This is a genomic window from Klebsiella sp. JB_Kp004 (assembly GCF_040065795.1).
GTDB classification, from domain to species: domain Bacteria; phylum Pseudomonadota; class Gammaproteobacteria; order Enterobacterales; family Enterobacteriaceae; genus Klebsiella; species Klebsiella quasipneumoniae.
In genome coordinates this window covers 36,263-53,063 of record NZ_JBEAKW010000044.1, presented here as the reverse complement: position 1 = coordinate 53,063, position 16,801 = coordinate 36,263, and the positions used below count along the sequence as shown (strand labels likewise).

The 16,801-nt window shown below is 57.5% G+C and carries 14 protein-coding genes; 6 read left to right on the top strand and 8 right to left on the bottom strand.

Features of this window, described 5'->3' with window-relative positions:
• Positions 1 to 157: 157 nt before the first annotated feature.
• Together ABLX76_RS19320 and ABLX76_RS19315 are read left to right on the top strand one after the other, a co-directional pair.
• Positions 158 to 1,174 (top strand): Zn-dependent oxidoreductase, encoded by a 1,017-nt coding sequence (locus ABLX76_RS19320; protein ID WP_348875097.1) that lies wholly within the window; start codon positions 158 to 160, stop codon positions 1,172 to 1,174.
• Positions 1,175 to 1,250: 76 nt separating this feature from the next.
• Positions 1,251 to 2,534: an MFS transporter gene (locus ABLX76_RS19315; RefSeq protein WP_348875095.1), complete on the top strand. Its 1,284-nt coding sequence runs from the start codon at positions 1,251 to 1,253 to the stop codon at positions 2,532 to 2,534.
• A 52-nt stretch (positions 2,535 to 2,586) separates the two neighbouring features.
• Here ABLX76_RS19315 and ABLX76_RS19310 read toward each other — a convergent pair whose 3' ends face one another.
• Positions 2,587 to 3,522 (bottom strand): TIGR01212 family radical SAM protein, encoded by a 936-nt coding sequence (locus tag ABLX76_RS19310; RefSeq protein WP_023291137.1) that lies wholly within the window; start codon positions 3,520 to 3,522, stop codon positions 2,587 to 2,589.
• A gap of 673 nt (positions 3,523 to 4,195) precedes the next feature.
• On the opposite strand from ABLX76_RS19310, the gene gltB reads away from it, so the two are divergent.
• Entirely contained in the window at positions 4,196 to 8,656 is a 4,461-nt protein-coding gene (gene gltB / locus ABLX76_RS19305; protein WP_044524842.1) for a glutamate synthase large subunit, read from the top strand.
• Between the two features lie 9 nt (positions 8,657 to 8,665).
• Positions 8,666 to 10,084, top strand: coding sequence for a glutamate synthase subunit GltD (gene gltD / locus ABLX76_RS19300; protein WP_032454181.1), 1,419 nt, complete (start codon positions 8,666 to 8,668; stop codon positions 10,082 to 10,084).
• 55 nt (positions 10,085 to 10,139) lie between these two features.
• Here the strand turns inward: gltD and ABLX76_RS19295 are convergent, their stop codons facing one another.
• From ABLX76_RS19295 to zapE, 7 genes are all read right to left on the bottom strand, one after another.
• Positions 10,140 to 10,844 (bottom strand): N-acetylmannosamine-6-phosphate 2-epimerase, encoded by a 705-nt coding sequence (locus ABLX76_RS19295; protein WP_050534396.1) that lies wholly within the window; start codon positions 10,842 to 10,844, stop codon positions 10,140 to 10,142.
• A gap of 124 nt (positions 10,845 to 10,968) precedes the next feature.
• On the bottom strand, positions 10,969 to 11,463 hold the full coding sequence (gene sspB / locus ABLX76_RS19290; RefSeq protein ID WP_002918465.1) for a ClpXP protease specificity-enhancing factor: 495 nt from the start codon (positions 11,461 to 11,463) through the stop codon (positions 10,969 to 10,971).
• 3 nt (positions 11,464 to 11,466) lie between these two features.
• On the bottom strand, positions 11,467 to 12,105 hold the full coding sequence (gene sspA / locus ABLX76_RS19285; protein WP_002918467.1) for a stringent starvation protein SspA: 639 nt from the start codon (positions 12,103 to 12,105) through the stop codon (positions 11,467 to 11,469).
• Positions 12,075 to 12,359 carry a hypothetical protein gene (locus ABLX76_RS19280; RefSeq protein WP_136070768.1) on the bottom strand — a complete coding sequence of 95 codons (285 nt, stop codon included), beginning with the start codon at positions 12,357 to 12,359 and terminating at the stop codon, positions 12,075 to 12,077. Before ABLX76_RS19280 ends, sspA begins: the two co-directional genes overlap by 31 nt.
• A 57-nt stretch (positions 12,360 to 12,416) precedes the next feature.
• Positions 12,417 to 12,809: a 30S ribosomal protein S9 gene (gene rpsI, locus ABLX76_RS19275; protein WP_000829818.1), complete on the bottom strand. Its 393-nt coding sequence runs from the start codon at positions 12,807 to 12,809 to the stop codon at positions 12,417 to 12,419.
• Between the two features lie 15 nt (positions 12,810 to 12,824).
• Positions 12,825 to 13,253 (bottom strand): 50S ribosomal protein L13, encoded by a 429-nt coding sequence (rplM, locus tag ABLX76_RS19270; RefSeq protein ID WP_002918559.1) that lies wholly within the window; start codon positions 13,251 to 13,253, stop codon positions 12,825 to 12,827.
• A 266-nt stretch (positions 13,254 to 13,519) separates the two neighbouring features.
• Positions 13,520 to 14,647 carry a cell division protein ZapE gene (zapE, locus tag ABLX76_RS19265; RefSeq protein ID WP_023291141.1) on the bottom strand — a complete coding sequence of 376 codons (1,128 nt, stop codon included), beginning with the start codon at positions 14,645 to 14,647 and terminating at the stop codon, positions 13,520 to 13,522.
• A gap of 190 nt (positions 14,648 to 14,837) precedes the next feature.
• On the opposite strand from zapE, the gene zapG reads away from it, so the two are divergent.
• Complete coding sequence (gene zapG / locus ABLX76_RS19260) at positions 14,838 to 15,236, top strand: Z-ring associated protein ZapG (protein ID WP_012540461.1); 399 nt, start codon at positions 14,838 to 14,840, stop codon at positions 15,234 to 15,236.
• Between the two features lie 174 nt (positions 15,237 to 15,410).
• Positions 15,411 to 16,778: a serine endoprotease DegQ gene (gene degQ, locus ABLX76_RS19255; RefSeq protein WP_017899931.1), complete on the top strand. Its 1,368-nt coding sequence runs from the start codon at positions 15,411 to 15,413 to the stop codon at positions 16,776 to 16,778.
• Positions 16,779 to 16,801: the final 23 nt, after the last annotated feature.

Genomic DNA, 16,801 nt, shown 5'->3' with positions numbered 1-16,801 from the left:
ATTTTTCTCAATTTATTTCAATAGATTAATCATTGCCGGGCTTTTTCTGACGACCTTCGCCAAATGTGATCCAGAGCTAGTTATGATCAATTGCATACTTGTATGGTAATAAAAGTCACGATATTTGTTCAGAAAACAGACAAGGGAAGGAACAGAAATGAGAAGCGTCGTTGTCAAAGAGCCAGGCCAACTGAACATCGAATCACGTCCGGTTCCCGCTCCGGGCGCCCACGAAGTCCGGGTGAAAATCGCCTTTGCCGGGATCTGCGGTTCCGATGTGCATATCTATCAGGGCCACAACCCCTTCGCGAAATATCCCCGCGTGATCGGCCATGAATTCTTCGGCATCATCAATGCCGTCGGCGAACAGGTCTCTCCGGCACGCATCGGCGAGCGCGTCGCAGTCGACCCTGTCGTCAGCTGCGGCCAGTGTTATCCCTGCTCGGTGGGGCGGCCGAATGTCTGTGCGCAGCTCCAGGTCATCGGGGTTCACCGCGACGGCGGATTCAGCGACTACGCCTGCGTGCCGGCGAAAAACGCCTGGCGCATTCCGGAAGCCATCAGCGATCGTCAGGCGACGATGGTTGAGCCTTTTACCATTGCGGCAAACATTACCGCCCAGCTGCAGCCCATGGCGCAGGATATCGCCCTGATCTACGGCGCAGGTCCGATGGGTCTGACGGTGATCCAGGCGCTGAAGGGGGTGTATGGCGTTAAGCAGGTGATCGTCGTGGACCGCATTGCCGAACGTCTGCAGATGGCGCGGGACAATGGCGCCGATCTGACGCTGGATAACACTCACCAGCCGCTGGCGGAACAGCTGGCGCAGCGGCAGATAGCCCCCACGCTGGTCATCGATGCCGCCTGCCACCCGGCGATCCTTCAGGAGGCCATTCTCCTCGCCTCTCCCGCCGCACGCATCGGCATACTCGGCTTCTCCGGCGAGGCGTCCACCCTCACCCAGCAAAGCATCACCAGTAAAGAGATCTCCATTTTCTCCTCCCGGCTGAACAGCGGACGTTTTCCGCTGGTCATCGACTGGATGGAGAAAGGCCTTATCCAGCCTGAGGCGTTAATCACCCACTGCATGCCGCTGGAGCAGGTAAAAGAGGCTATGGAGATTTTTGCCAACGATCGGAAAACCTGCTGCAAGGTATTGCTGCAGCTGGGGTAAATGCTAAATAACGGGCGACGTGAATATTAATATCCGTCGCGCCAGAGCTCAATAACATACTCATCACGGTGTCATCATGGGAAAAAATATCCGCTGGATTATCGTCCTGTTATTATTTTTAGTATATATGATTAATTATCTGGACCGGGTGGCGTTATCCATTACGGTACCGATGATTGAAAAGGATCTGGCGCTAAACGCCGAACAGTTTGGTATTATTTTCGGCAGTTTTTTCTTCGGCTACGCGGTATTTAATTTTATTGGCGGTCTGGCCGTGGATAAGTTTGGCGCAACGCTGGTCCTGGGGCTGGCGGTGGGGATGTGGTCGCTATTTTGCGGCTTAACCGCCTTTGCCACCGGCTTTTATTCCATGCTGATGCTGCGCGTCCTCTTCGGGATGGCTGAAGGCCCGATTTGCGCGTCGGCGAACAAGATGATCAACGGCTGGTTTCCTAAGAAGCAAGCGGCTACCGCCGTAGGGCTGCTCAGCGCCGGCTCTCCGCTGGGCGGCGCGGTTGCCGGCCCCATCGTCGGTTATCTGGCCCTCGCATTCGGCTGGCGCCCGGCGTTTATGATTATTTTCGCCATCGGTATTGTGTGGATGGTCGTGTGGTTTTTTATTGCCGCCAACTCGCCTGACAAACATAAGCATGTCAGTCAGGAAGAGCTCATGCTCATTAATAAAATGAAGCAAGAGGAGGACGCCCTGGAAACCGTAGAAAATCAAACCGCTCACTCACTGGGTTATTATCTCAAGCAGCCTATTATTCTGGTAACGGCCTTTGCGTTCTTCTGCTACAACTATATTTTGTTTTTCTTCCTCAGCTGGTTCCCGTCCTATCTGGTTCAGCAGCACCATCTGGATATTAAACAGATGAGCCTCACCACCATGATCCCATGGATAGTCGGCTTTGTCGGCCTGGCGCTGGGAGGCTATATTTCTGATAAAATTTTTAAACTCACCGGACGCCTGCTGCTGTCGCGCAAAATTGTGCTGGTGGTATGTCTGCTGATGGCCGCCATCTGTGTGGGGCTTGCCGGTACCGTCAGCAGCGTCGTTCCTGCCGTTCTGCTGATGTCGATCTCCATCTTTTTCCTCTATGTCACCGGCGCGATCTACTGGGCGATTATCCAGGACGTGGTGCATAAATCCCGCGTCGGCGGCACCAGCGGCTTTATCCACCTTATCGGCAGCGTCTCCGGCATCGTGGGGCCGATTGTCACCGGCTATATCGTGCAGTCTACCGGTAAATTCGACAGCGCCTTTGTCCTCGCCGGCACTATCGCCGCGCTCGGCGCCCTGCTGGTGCTGTTCGTGATCAAAACGCCACGCGTGACAATGAAAGCCAGTCAGGCATAGTCGACAGCAATACCATGCCCGGCGCAGTCATCACGCCGGGCATCCTCTGAGACTATTTCACCGCCTGGGGCGCGACCCAGCTGCGGCCCAGCGCCGAACCCTGAGCGCCCTGCTCATTCAGATAGCGATCCAGTTCAACCATTCCGGTCCAGCGATTTTCGCACCACAGCGGCGCGAGCAGCGTGGGCCGACGGGCGCTGGCCGATATGCGATGGTAGATCACCTCCGGCGGGGTGTGGCGGATCATCTCCCCGGCGGTGACGGTATACGCCTCCAGTTCGATGCCATCGAGACGTCCGGCCTGCCATGCTTTTGCCATAATGCTGCCTTTAACGATATGCAGCGGGTGCAGCTTGATGCCATCCACGCCGGTGGTCACGACCCGCTCCAGCGTCTCGAGGCCGTGCTCCTGGGTCTCCCCGGGCAGGCCGACAATGAGATGCGCGCAAACCTTCAGTCCGCGCTCACGCGCCAGACGCGCGGTGCGCTGGTAACAGGCGAAATCATGCCCGCGGTTAATGCGATGCAGGGTCTTATCATGCGCGGTCTGCAGCCCCAGCTCCAGCCATACCTCATACCCCTGCTGGTGGTATTCACTGAGCAGGTCGAGAACCGCCTCCGGCACGCAGTCCGGGCGGGTGCCGACGCAGAGGCCAACGATATTCGCCTCGCTGACGGCCTGGCGATACATCGAGCGGAGCACCTGCACTTCAGCAAAGGTGCTGGTATAGGCCTGAAAATAGGCCAGATAGCGCTTTGCCCGGTTAACGAGCTGCGCCTGATGGGCGAGCTGTTCGGCGATGGATCGATGCTGCTGGGCTTCATCCGCAAACGAGGCCACGTTACAGAAAGTGCAGCCGCCACGGCCCAGCGTACCGTCGCGGTTCGGGCAGCTAAAACCGCCGTGCAGCGTTAGCTTATGGACCTTTTCGCCATAGCGGCGCAGAAGATCCCCACCAAACATATTGACTAATTTCTGTAACTGCATAATCTGATAGACCGGCCTCAACAAAGGGGGCCAAGCCTGCCACTTTTCGTCACCGACGGCGATGACCTGGATCAATCGTCAGCGCGGCGCCCCGCTTCACTGCATAAACAATCATGATTACTGCAATTTCATTCATCCGCAGGGTAATGAGTTTTCCTTATATTTCTTCATCGCGCGGCCCTAATCTACTTTATAGTAAAAAACAGTATTAATATCCACAACATAAATTAATAGCAGTAAAATATGCTAATAATGAAATATATTTCAGCGCAGATCGGTAATGCAAAGCCGCGCGCACAGTGAGACAGATCACACTAGTCTTACCCTCTACGGACGTATCCAAAGCATAAAAAAAGGCATTATTTATTTTAAAAACAATAAGTTAACACCTGTATAGCACATTTTTGTATTAATAAGATTGCCATTTGACGTAAGTGTGGATTCCCGATAAGTTGGGAATCCGCTGGAAGCTTTCTGGATGAGCACTCTGCTCATCATATTTATGCAGTAATTGAGATTCCCTCTTAACAGCAAGTCCTCAAACTTGTGTACCGATGCAAAAAGGATTTAAAGAGGGCGAATGCGAGGTGCAAACCCCGTCGCCATGCTCTTTCTGTGCCTGTGCGCAATCGGTATCGGAGGGGGTCCGTAGAGCCTGGGGAGGTTCACTGATATGTTGTACGACAAATCCCTTGAGAGGGATAACTGTGGTTTCGGCCTGATCGCCCACATAGAAGGCGAACCTAGCCACAAGGTAGTGCGAACCGCGATACACGCACTGGCCCGCATGCAGCACCGTGGCGCAATCCTTGCCGATGGTAAAACCGGCGACGGTTGCGGTCTGCTGCTGCAAAAACCCGATCGTTTCTTCCGCATCGTTGCCGAAGAGCGCGGCTGGCGTTTAGCCAAAAACTACGCCGTTGGGATGCTGTTCCTGAATAAAGATCCTGAACTGGCGAAAGCGGCACGCCGCATCGTTGAAGAAGAACTTCAGCTTGAGACCCTGTCGATTGTTGGCTGGCGCGATGTGCCGACCAACGAAGGCGTGCTCGGTGAAATCGCCCTCTCCTCGCTGCCCCGTATTGAGCAAATCTTTGTTAACGCCCCGGCTGGCTGGCGCCCGCGCGATATGGAGCGTCGTCTGTTTATTGCGCGTCGTCGCATTGAAAAACGCCTGCAGGAAGACAAAGATTTCTACGTTTGTAGCTTGTCCAACCTGGTCAACATCTATAAAGGTCTGTGTATGCCGGCGGATTTGCCGCGCTTCTACCTGGACCTCGCGGACCTGCGCCTGGAGTCGGCTATCTGCCTGTTCCACCAGCGCTTCTCCACCAACACCGTACCACGCTGGCCGCTGGCGCAGCCGTTCCGCTACCTGGCGCACAACGGTGAAATCAACACCATCACCGGCAACCGCCAGTGGGCTCGCGCCCGTACCTATAAATTCCAGACCCCGCTGATCCCGGACCTGCACGACGCCGCGCCGTTCGTTAACGAAACCGGCTCCGACTCCAGTTCAATGGACAACATGCTGGAGCTGCTGCTGGCCGGCGGGATGGACATCGTGCGCGCCATGCGTCTGCTGGTGCCGCCAGCCTGGCAGAACAACCCGGATATGGATCCGGAGCTGCGTTCGTTCTTCGACTTTAACTCCATGCATATGGAGCCATGGGACGGCCCGGCGGGTATCGTCATGTCCGATGGTCGCTACGCGGCCTGTAACCTCGACCGTAATGGCCTGCGCCCGGCGCGCTACGTCATTACCAAAGATAAGCTCATCACCTGCGCCTCTGAAGTCGGCATCTGGGACTACCAGCCGGACGAAGTGGTTGAGAAAGGCCGCGTGGGTCCGGGCGAGCTGATGGTTATCGATACCCGTGCCGGACGCATTCTGCACTCAGCGGAAACCGATGACGATCTGAAGAGCCGCCATCCGTATAAAGAGTGGATGGAGAAAAACGTTCGTCGCCTGGTGCCATTTGAAGATCTGCCGGACGAAGAGGTTGGCAGCCGCCAGCTGGACGACGATCTGCTGGCCAGCTACCAGAAACAGTTTAACTACAGCGCGGAAGAGCTGGACTCGGTGCTGCGCGTGCTCGGCGAAAATGGCCAGGAAGCGGTCGGCTCAATGGGCGATGACACGCCTTTCGCCGTCCTTTCCAGCCAGCCGCGCATTATCTACGATTATTTCCGTCAGCAGTTCGCCCAGGTGACGAACCCGCCTATCGATCCGCTGCGTGAAGCGCACGTCATGTCGCTGGCCACCAGCATCGGGCGCGAAATGAACGTCTTCTGCGAAGCGGAAGGCCAGGCGCATCGTCTGAGCTTCAAATCGCCGATCCTGCTGTACTCCGATTTCAAACAGCTGACGACGATGGAAGAAGAGCACTATCGTGCCGACGTCCTCGACATCACCTTCAACCCGGCAGAGGCTTCCCTCAGCGAGACGGTGAAGGCACTGTGCGACAAAGCGGAGCAAATGGTACGCGATGGTACCGTGCTGCTGGTTCTTTCTGACCGCAACATCGCCAAAGACCGCCTGCCGGTGCCGGCGCCGATGGCCGTTGGCGCGATCCAGACCCGTCTGGTCGATAAAAGTCTGCGCTGCGATGCCAACATCATCGTTGAAACCGCCAGCGCCCGCGATCCGCATCACTTCGCCGTACTGCTGGGCTTCGGCGCGACAGCTATCTATCCGTACCTCGCCTATGAAACGCTGGCGAAGCTGGTCGACAGCAAAGCTATCGATAAACCGTACCGTGCGGTGATGCTGAACTATCGCAACGGTATCAATAAAGGTCTGTATAAGATCATGTCCAAGATGGGGATCTCGACCATCGCCTCCTACCGCTGCTCGAAGCTGTTCGAAGCGGTCGGTCTGCATCGCGATGTCTCCGATCTCTGCTTCCAGGGCGTGGTCAGTCGCATCGGCGGCGCCGGCTTCGACGATTTCCAGCAGGACCTGCTGAATCTGTCGAAACGCGCCTGGCTGGCGCGCAAGCCGCTGGCTCAGGGCGGTCTGCTGAAGTACGTTCACGGCGGCGAATATCACGCCTACAACCCGGACGTGGTGCGTACCCTGCAGCAGGCTGTGCAGAGCGGCGAGTACAGCGATTATCAACAATACGCGAAGCTGGTTAACGAACGTCCGGCGGCCACGCTGCGCGATCTGCTGGCGCTCAATCCGGGCGAAGACGCCATCAGCATCGACGACGTGGAGCCGGCGAAGGAGCTGTTCAAACGCTTCGATACCGCAGCGATGTCGATCGGCGCCCTGAGTCCGGAAGCGCACGAATCGCTGGCGGAAGCGATGAACAGCATCGGCGGCTTCTCTAACTCCGGTGAAGGCGGTGAAGACCCGGCGCGATACGGCACCAATAAAGTGTCGCGCATCAAGCAGGTGGCGTCCGGCCGCTTCGGCGTCACCCCAGCCTATCTGGTCAATGCCGACGTTATCCAGATCAAAGTCGCCCAGGGCGCGAAGCCGGGTGAAGGCGGCCAGCTGCCGGGTGATAAAGTCACTCCGTACATCGCCAAACTGCGCTATTCGGTACCGGGCGTGACGCTGATCTCCCCGCCGCCGCACCACGATATCTACTCTATCGAGGATTTGGCGCAGCTGATTTTCGACCTCAAGCAGGTCAACCCGAAAGCGATGATTTCGGTCAAACTGGTTTCTGAACCGGGCGTGGGCACCATCGCCACCGGCGTAGCCAAAGCTTATGCCGACCTGATCACCATCGCCGGCTACGACGGCGGCACCGGGGCGAGCCCGCTCTCTTCCGTGAAATATGCCGGCTGTCCGTGGGAGCTTGGTCTGGTGGAAACCCAGCAGGCGCTGGTCGCTAACGGCCTGCGTCATAAGATCCGTCTGCAGGTGGATGGCGGCCTGAAAACCGGCCTCGATATCATCAAAGCGGCGATCCTCGGTGCGGAAAGCTTCGGTTTCGGTACCGGCCCGATGGTGGCGCTGGGCTGTAAATACCTGCGTATTTGCCACCTGAACAACTGCGCGACCGGCGTGGCGACCCAGGATGACAAACTGCGCAAGAACCACTATCACGGTCTGCCGTTCAAAGTGACCAACTACTTTGAATTTATCGCCCGTGAAACCCGCGAGCTGATGGCCCAGCTGGGCGTCAAGCGCCTGGTGGATCTGATTGGCCGCACCGATCTGCTCAAAGAGCTGGATGGGTTCACCGCCAAGCAGCAGAAACTGGATCTGGGTAAACTGCTGGAGACCGCAGAGCCTCATCCTGGCAAAGCGCTGTACTGCACCGAAAATAACCCGCCGTTCGATAACGGCGTGCTCAACGCCCAGCTGCTGCAGCAGGCGAAACCGTACGTGGATGAAAAGCAGAGCAAAACGTTCTGGTTCGATATCCGCAATACCGACCGCTCCGTGGGAGCCTCGCTGTCCGGGTATATCGCCCAGACCCATGGCGACCAGGGACTGGCGGGCGACCCGATCGTCGCTCACTTTAGCGGCACCGCGGGCCAGAGCTTCGGCGTGTGGAACGCCGGCGGCGTGGAACTGCATCTGACGGGCGACGCCAACGACTATGTCGGCAAAGGCATGGCGGGCGGTCTGCTGGCCATTCGTCCGCCGGTGGGCTCCGCTTTCCGCAGCCACGAAGCCAGCATTATCGGCAACACCTGCCTGTACGGCGCGACCGGTGGTCGTCTGTACGCCGCAGGCCGCGCAGGTGAGCGTTTCGCGGTGCGTAACTCCGGCGCCATCACCGTGGTTGAAGGCATCGGCGACAACGGCTGTGAATACATGACCGGCGGTATCGTCTGCGTGCTCGGTAAAACCGGCGTCAACTTTGGCGCAGGGATGACCGGCGGCTTTGCCTATGTCCTGGATGAAGATGGCGACTTCCGTAAACGCGTGAACCCGGAGCTGGTGGAAGTGCTGGACGTTGACTCTCTGGCCATCCATGAAGAGCACCTGCGCGGTTTAATCACCGAGCACGTGCAGCTTACCGGTTCGCAACGCGGCGAAGAGATCCTCGCCAACTGGCCGGCCTTCTCCGCGAAGTTTGCGCTGGTTAAACCGAAGTCCAGCGATGTTAAAGCACTGTTGGGTCACCGTAGTCGTTCCGCAGCTGAGCTGCGGGTGCAGGCGCAGTAAGGGGTTAAGATGAGTCAGAACGTTTATCAATTTATCGACCTGCAGCGCGTTGATCCGCCTAAGAAACCGCTGAAGATCCGTAAAATTGAATTTGTGGAAATTTACGAGCCGTTTTCAGAAGGCCAGGCCAAGGCGCAGGCGGATCGCTGCCTCTCCTGCGGCAACCCGTACTGCGAGTGGAAGTGCCCGGTGCATAACTACATCCCGAACTGGCTGAAGCTGGCCAACGAGGGGCGTATTTTTGAGGCGGCTGAGCTGTCGCACCAGACCAACACCCTGCCGGAAGTCTGCGGGCGCGTCTGCCCGCAGGACCGCCTGTGTGAAGGCTCCTGTACGCTGAACGATGAGTTCGGCGCGGTGACCATCGGCAACATCGAACGCTATATCAATGATAAGGCATTCGAGATGGGCTGGCGTCCGGATCTCTCCGGTGTGAAACCGACCGGTAAAACCGTCGCGATCATCGGCGCTGGCCCGGCGGGCCTCGCCTGTGCCGACGTGTTGACCCGCAACGGCGTCAAGGCGGTGGTGTTTGACCGCCATCCGGAAATCGGCGGCCTGCTGACCTTCGGTATCCCGGCGTTCAAGCTGGAAAAAGAGGTGATGACCCGCCGCCGGGAGATCTTCACCGGCATGGGCATTGAGTTCAAACTCAATACCGAAGTGGGCCGCGACGTACAGCTCGACGACCTGCTGAAAGAGTACGATGCCGTGTTCCTCGGCGTCGGCACCTATCAGTCGATGCGCGGTGGGCTGGACAATGAAGACGCCCCGGGCGTCTACGACGCGCTGCCGTTCCTGATCGCCAACACCAAGCAGATCATGGGCTTTGGCGAAACCGCCGATGAGCCCTACGTCAGCATGGAAGGCAAACGCGTGGTCGTGCTCGGCGGTGGCGATACCGCGATGGACTGCGTACGTACCTCCGTCCGCCAGAATGCGGCGCACGTGATCTGCGCCTATCGTCGTGACGAAGAGAACATGCCGGGTTCAAAACGCGAAGTGAAAAACGCGCGTGAGGAAGGCGTTGAGTTCCAGTTCAACGTCCAGCCGCTGGGCGTGGAAGTGAATGCCAACGGCAAAGTGTGCGGCGTGAAGATGGCGCGCACCGAGATGGGCCAGCCGGATGCGAAAGGCCGCCGTCGCGCGGAGATCGTCGCCGGCTCTGAGCACGTGGTGCCGGCAGACGCCGTCGTCATGGCGTTTGGCTTCCGTCCCCACAGCATGGAGTGGCTGGCGAAGCACAGCGTCGAGCTGGACTCCCAGGGCCGCATCATTGCGCCGGAAGGCAGCGAGAACGCCTTCCAGACCAGCAACCCGAAAATCTTCGCCGGCGGTGATATCGTTCGCGGTTCCGACCTGGTGGTCACCGCGATTGCGGAAGGACGTAAAGCGGCTGACGGGATCCTCAACTACCTTGAAGTCTGATTAGGCCCGGAGTCTCAGCGCATAAAAGCCCGATGGTTAACGCCATCGGGCTTTTTTATTGCCCATTCGCCGGGCAGACCGCCGCTTTCAGCGCCGTATTATACCAGCCGCAGATATGTTCCAAGCGGGTGATCGCCGAGCCGACGGTCACCGCCCACGCGCCGCAGCGCATTGCCTCAGCCGCCTGCGCAGGCGTATTGTAGCGTCCCTCAGCGACCACTCTGCAGCCCGCGGCGCTCAGGCTTTTCACCAGCGCCAGATCCGGCTCGACCGGTGTCTCCTCTGCGGTATAGCCCGAGAGGGTGGTGCCAACCATATCGAAGCCCAATTGCCAGCATTCAAGGGCGTCGTCGAGAGAGGAACAATCTGCCATCGCATTTTTCCCCTGGCGGTGAATTGCCGCCAACAACGATGCGACAGAGGCCGGACGCTGACGCCGCGTGCCGTCAACCGCAATGATATCGGCCCCTGCCTGCGCCAGGGCATTCACATCCTCAAGCCACGGCGTAATACGCACCGGGCTATCATGCAGATCGCGCTTAATCAGCGCGATAACAGGCACCGTCACTAACGGACGAACGGCCTGCAGGTTGGCCAGACCTTCGATGCGCAGCGCCACCGCCCCCGCCTGCTCCGCCGCCAGCCCCATCGCCGCGACGATGGCGGGGTTATCCAGCGGGCTGCCCGGCACCGGCTGGCAGGAGACAATTAATCCGCCATGATGACGGATATGCTGGTCCAGTTGTGCGAGTAAAGACATGTCGGCTCCCTGAAAGCTACCTGTGGCGATGACAGTACCAGCCATGGGGCGCCTCGTTTGTGGCAGAGTTAACAAAGCGGACAGACAAAAAAACAGGCCCCGCAGGGCCTGTCAGAGAAGGGATTTACTTCACCACGCGCAGCGCCGGGCGACCGCCGCGCGGCGGCGGCGTGTCGTCAGGATCGTCGTCGTGATTATCGGGCTTATCGCCATCAATCACCGACATCACCGTTTCGCTTTCACTCTCAGGCGCGACGTCATCATCGTTGAGGCTGCTGACGTCTTCGTCATAGGCCGCTTCCGGTTCAAACATCGTGCCGGCGCCGTTCTCACGGGCATAGATGGCGAGTACCGCAGCCAGCGGGACAGATACGTTGCGCGGCACGCCGCCAAAGCGCGCGTTGAAGCGCACTTCGTCGTTCGCCAGCTCAAGATTACCTACCGCACGCGGGGCAATATTGAGAACGATTTGCCCGTCGCGCGCATACTCCATCGGCACGAGCACGCCCGGCAGCGTGACATCCACCACCAGATGCGGCGTCAGCTGGTTATCCAGCAGCCAGTCATAAAACGCCCGCAGCAGATACGGGCGACGCGGCGTCAGCTGTGATACATCCATTATTTAGCCCCGACCGAGGCGCATTTCACGCTCGGCTTCAGTTAAAGAGGCGAGGAAGGAATCACGCTCAAATACGCGAGTCATATAGCCTTTGAGCTCTTTCGCGCCTGCGCCAACCAGCTCCACACCGAGAACCGGCAGACGCCACAGCAGCGGCGCCAGGTAGCAATCCACCAGGCTGAACTCATCGCTCAGGAAGTAAGGTTTCTGGGTGAACACCGGCGCGATGGCCAGCAGTTCTTCACGCAGTTGCTTACGCGCAGCATCAGCTTGCGCTGCGGTACCGCTCTGGATGGTGTTCATCAGCGAATACCAGTCCTTCTCGATACGTTGCATATACAGACGGCTTTCGCCACGCGCCACCGGATAAACCGGCATTAACGGCGGGTGCGGGAAACGCTCATCCAGGTATTCCATAATGATGCGGGATTCCCACAGAGTGAGCTCACGATCCACCAGCGTCGGTACGCTTTGATTCGGGTTGAGGTCAATCAGATCCTGAGGCGGGTTGTCCTTCTCCACGTGCTCTATCTCAAAACTGACACCCTTCTCGGCCAGCACAATGCGGACCTGATGGCTATAGATGTCAGTAGGACCAGAAAACAGCGTCATTACCGAACGTTTGTTGGCAGCGACAGCCATGAAAACCTCCAGGTATATTCAGAATTTTGTACTGCTGCCAGCCACTCATGGCCGGCCAGATGTAAAAACCCCAGTAGCGCGATGTCACCTTCGTTCACGAATAAAACAAAAAATGAACAATCACCAGCATTTGGGCAGAAAATTGGATGATAGTTTACCAGATTTTGAAGACGTTGTGGTGAGGGGATTCTGGAAATGCTGAAAAAGTGGCAAGAACCGGCGGTAAGCTTGTGGATAACAGCCGTTTTATCCATAAAAAAACCCGCCGGAGCGGGTTTTTTCGCAAATTGTTCTGCGTGAGCAGAAAACAATTAACGTTTGGAGAACTGCGGACGACGACGTGCTTTACGCAGACCGACTTTCTTACGTTCAACCTGACGAGCGTCACGAGTGACGAAGCCAGCTTTACGCAGTTCAGAACGCAGGGACTCGTCGTACTCCATCAGAGCGCGGGTGATACCGTGACGGATCGCACCAGCCTGACCAGAGATACCACCACCTTTAACAGTGATGTACAGATCCAGTTTCTCAACCATGTCGACCAGTTCCAGCGGCTGACGAACTACCATGCGGGCAGTTTCACGACCGAAGTACTGTTCCAGAGAACGCTGGTTGATAACGATTTTGCCGTTGCCCGGTTTGATGAAAACGCGAGCTGCGGAACTTTTGCGGCGACCAGTGCCGTAGTATTGATTTTCAGCCATTGCCTATAATCCCGATTAGATGTCAAGAACTTGCGGTTGCTGTGCCGCGTGGTTGTGCTCGTTACCCGCGTAAACTTTCAGTTTACGGTACATAGCACGACCCAGCGGGCCTTTTGGCAGCATGCCTTTAACCGCGATTTCAATCACACGCTCAGGACGGCGGGCAATCATCTCTTCAAAGGTCGCTTCTTTGATACCACCGATGTGGCCGGTGTGGTGGTAGTACATTTTGTCTTCGCGCTTGTTGCCGGTAACAGCAACTTTTTCTGCGTTCAGAACGATGATGTAATCACCGGTATCAACGTGCGGAGTGTATTCCGCTTTGTGCTTACCGCGCAGGCGACGAGCCAGTTCAGTAGCCAGACGGCCCAGAGTTTTACCGGTCGCGTCAACAACATACCAGTCGCGTTTTACGGTTTCTGGTTTAGCTGTAAAAGTTTTCATTAAAAGCTTACCCAAATAATAAGTTACACGTTGGTGAACACCCAAACGTTTAGTCAGTTGAGGTTCACACGACATTGTCCAGCAAACCTACCCCTTCGAATAGCCTATGCCGGCACATAGAAAGTTTCGGGAAAAAAACCTTCTCGTAACGTGGGGTCGCAAGATTATAGAGAAGTCGGGGTCAAAGATCGACCCCTTTATGAGATTTTTCAGGCAGCTCCCGGGGCGGCCCTGCGGCCCTGAATTCGCCGGGAAAAAGTATCCTGTCAGGGCATATGCGGGCGCTTGAGGTACTCTTCGCTCTGCATCTCCTGCAGACGCGACAGACAGCGCTGAAACTCAAACTTCAGCCGCTCTCCCTGATAAATGTCGTACAGCGGCACCGCCGCGCTGACCACCAGCTTCACGTGGCGCTCATAGAACTCATCCACCAGGGCGATAAAGCGCCGGGCTTCGCTCTCCAGCTGCGCGGTCATCACCGGCACGTCGAACAGCATCACGGTGTGGAACAGGCGGGAGAGCGCGATATAGTCATGCTGGCTACGGGCATCCACGCACAGCGTGGCGAACGACGCCGCCAGCGTCTGGTTTTCCACGCCGAGGGTCGGCAGCTCGCGATGGTTGATCTCCAGCGTCGGCCCGGCAGCGCGCGGCGCGCCGGCCAGCGCCAGCCACAGTTTATCCATCTGTTCGCGGGTGTCGTTATTCAGCGGCGACAGCCACAGGTGCGCCTGGGTCAGGGTACGCAAGCGATAATCGATGCCGGCATCGACGTTCATAATATCGCAATGCTGCTTGATGGCGTCGATAGCGGGCAGAAAACGGGCGCGCTGCAGGCCATTGCGATAGAGCTCATCCGGCGGAATATTGGAGGTCGCCACCAGCGTGATGCCGCGGGCGAACAGGGCCTTCATTAGCCCGCCCAACAGCATGGCGTCGGTAATATCGGAGACAAAAAACTCGTCGAAACAGAGCACGTCGGTTTCCGCTTTAAAGCGGTCGGCGACAATGTCCAGCGGGTCGCTATGGCCCTGCAGGGTGGTCAGCTCTTCGTGCACCCGCAGCATAAAGCGATGGAAATGCAGGCGCTGCTTACGCTCGCCCGGCAAGCTCTGGTAAAACAGGTCCATCAGCCAGGTTTTCCCCCGCCCCACGCCGCCCCACATATACAGGCCGCGGACGGGCGCCGCCTCGGCTGCTGGTTCGCGCTTACCCAGCAGTTTGCCGAATTTCGCGCGCAAACCGCCGCCTGACGCGACGGGCGCGGGCTGAGTCTGCAGTTCCTGGTAAATGGTATCGAGGCGGCTCACCGCTTCTTGCTGGACGTCGTCGGGTTGATGGCTGCCCTCTTTCAGGGCTGAAAGGTAACGCGATGTTGGAGACAGGCTTTGCATGATCTAATTGTTATTCCTTGAAAACCGTGATGTCGAAGCTCACGATTGACGAAAAAAAGGCCGTTCTACACTACGCGATGATACGCCAGGATTCCACTTCTGTGGAATTAGCGGTTATAGTGGCACTATCGGGCGCAGGCGGAGAGCCTAAGAGCCACCCTACGGAACCACAATACAACGGGAGATGTTCATGACCTGGGAATACGCGCTAATTGGGTTAGTCGTCGGTATCATCATTGGTGCCGTCGCCATGCGTTTCGGCAACCGCAAACTGCGCCAGCAGCAGGCGCTGCAGTTCGAACTGGAAAAGAATAAAGCCGAGCTTGAAGAGTACCGTGAAGAGCTGGTCAGCCATTTTGCGCGTAGCGCCGAGCTGCTGGATAACATGGCGCACGACTACCGTCAGCTGTATCAGCATATGGCGAAAAGCTCTAACAACCTGCTGCCGGATTCCATGGCAGACGCCAACCCGTTCCGCAACCGCCTGGAAGAGTCTGAAGCCAGCAACGATCAGGCGCCGGTCCAGATGCCGCGCGACTACTCCGAAGGCGCATCCGGTTTACTGCGCGGTGGCGCAAAACGCGATTAAACAATCGCCTCTGATAAAATATTCTCCGGGCGCGCCCATCGCGCCCGCTCCTTCCCCCACTTCCCGGCTACAATTTAAACCAGTCCCCACATTGTTACCTGCGCAAAAATTCAATAACATCAGGTTATTCAGGACATTTTTCCATACACCTCAGGTTACGAGAGCCAGCATCTAATGAAGAAACAGACTTTGCTGTTGAGTGCGTTAGCGTTAAGCATTGGGTTATCGTTGTCGGTTCTGCCTCCGGCAGCAGCATCCTTACCGACTCAGGTGCCCGGCCAGGGCGCGTTACCAAGCCTGGCGCCGATGCTGGAAAAGGTCCTGCCGGCGGTAGTCAGCGTCCAGGTGGAAGGCACTGCCTCGCCGACGCTCAATATGCCGGAAGAGCTGAAGAAATATTTTGGCGATAACGCCCCGCAAGAACAGGCGCAGCCGTTCGAAGGGCTTGGCTCCGGCGTCATTATCGACGCAGCGAAAGGCTACGTGCTGACCAATAACCACGTCATCAATCAGGCGCAGAAGATCAGCGTCCAGCTGAACGATGGTCGTGAATTTGATGCCAAACTGGTCGGTAGCGATGAACAGAGCGACATTGCTCTGCTGCAGCTGATTAAGCCGTCAAACCTGACGCAAATCGCCATTGCTGACTCCGATAAACTCCGCGTCGGCGACTTCGCCGTCGCCGTCGGCAACCCGTTCGGCCTTGGTCAGACCGCCACCTCCGGCATTATCTCTGCCCTTGGCCGCAGCGGCCTGAACCTTGAAGGGCTGGAGAATTTCATCCAGACCGATGCCTCCATCAACCGCGGCAACTCCGGCGGCGCGCTGTTGAACCTCAACGGCGAGCTTATCGGGATCAACACCGCGATCCTGGCGCCGGGCGGCGGCAGCATCGGCATCGGCTTCGCCATCCCGAGCAACATGGCGAAAACCCTCGCCGACCAGCTCATTCAGTTTGGCGAAATCAAGCGCGGCCTGCTGGGCATTAAAGGCATGGAAATGAGCGCCGATATCGCCAAGGCGATGAACCTCAACGTTCAACGCGGCGCCTTCGTCAGTGAAGTGCTGCCAAACTCCGGGTCCGCCAAAGCGGGGATCAAATCCGGCGACGTCATTGTTAGCCTGAACGGCAAACCGCTGAATAGTTTTGCCGAACTGCGCTCGCGGATCGCCACCACCGAGCCGGGGACCAAAGTCAAACTGGGCCTGCTGCGCGATGGAAAACCGGTCGATGTCGAAGTGACGCTGGATAAGAGCACCTCCTCCACCGCCAGCGCTGAGCTGATTATCCCGGCTCTGCAGGGTGCCTCGTTCAGCGACGGTCAGATGAAAGATGGCACCAAAGGGGTGGTGATCGATAATGTCGATAAAGGCAGCGCCGCCGCCCAGGTCGGCCTGCATAAGGATGACATTATCATTGGCCTTAACCGCGAGCGTATTCATTCGATTGCCGAATTACGCAAAGTGCTCGAAGGCAAACCGCCGGTCATCGCCCTGAACGTGATCCGCGGCAACGAAAGCATCTATCTGCTGCTGCGCTGATTGTCTCCCCGGACATCGCCGCC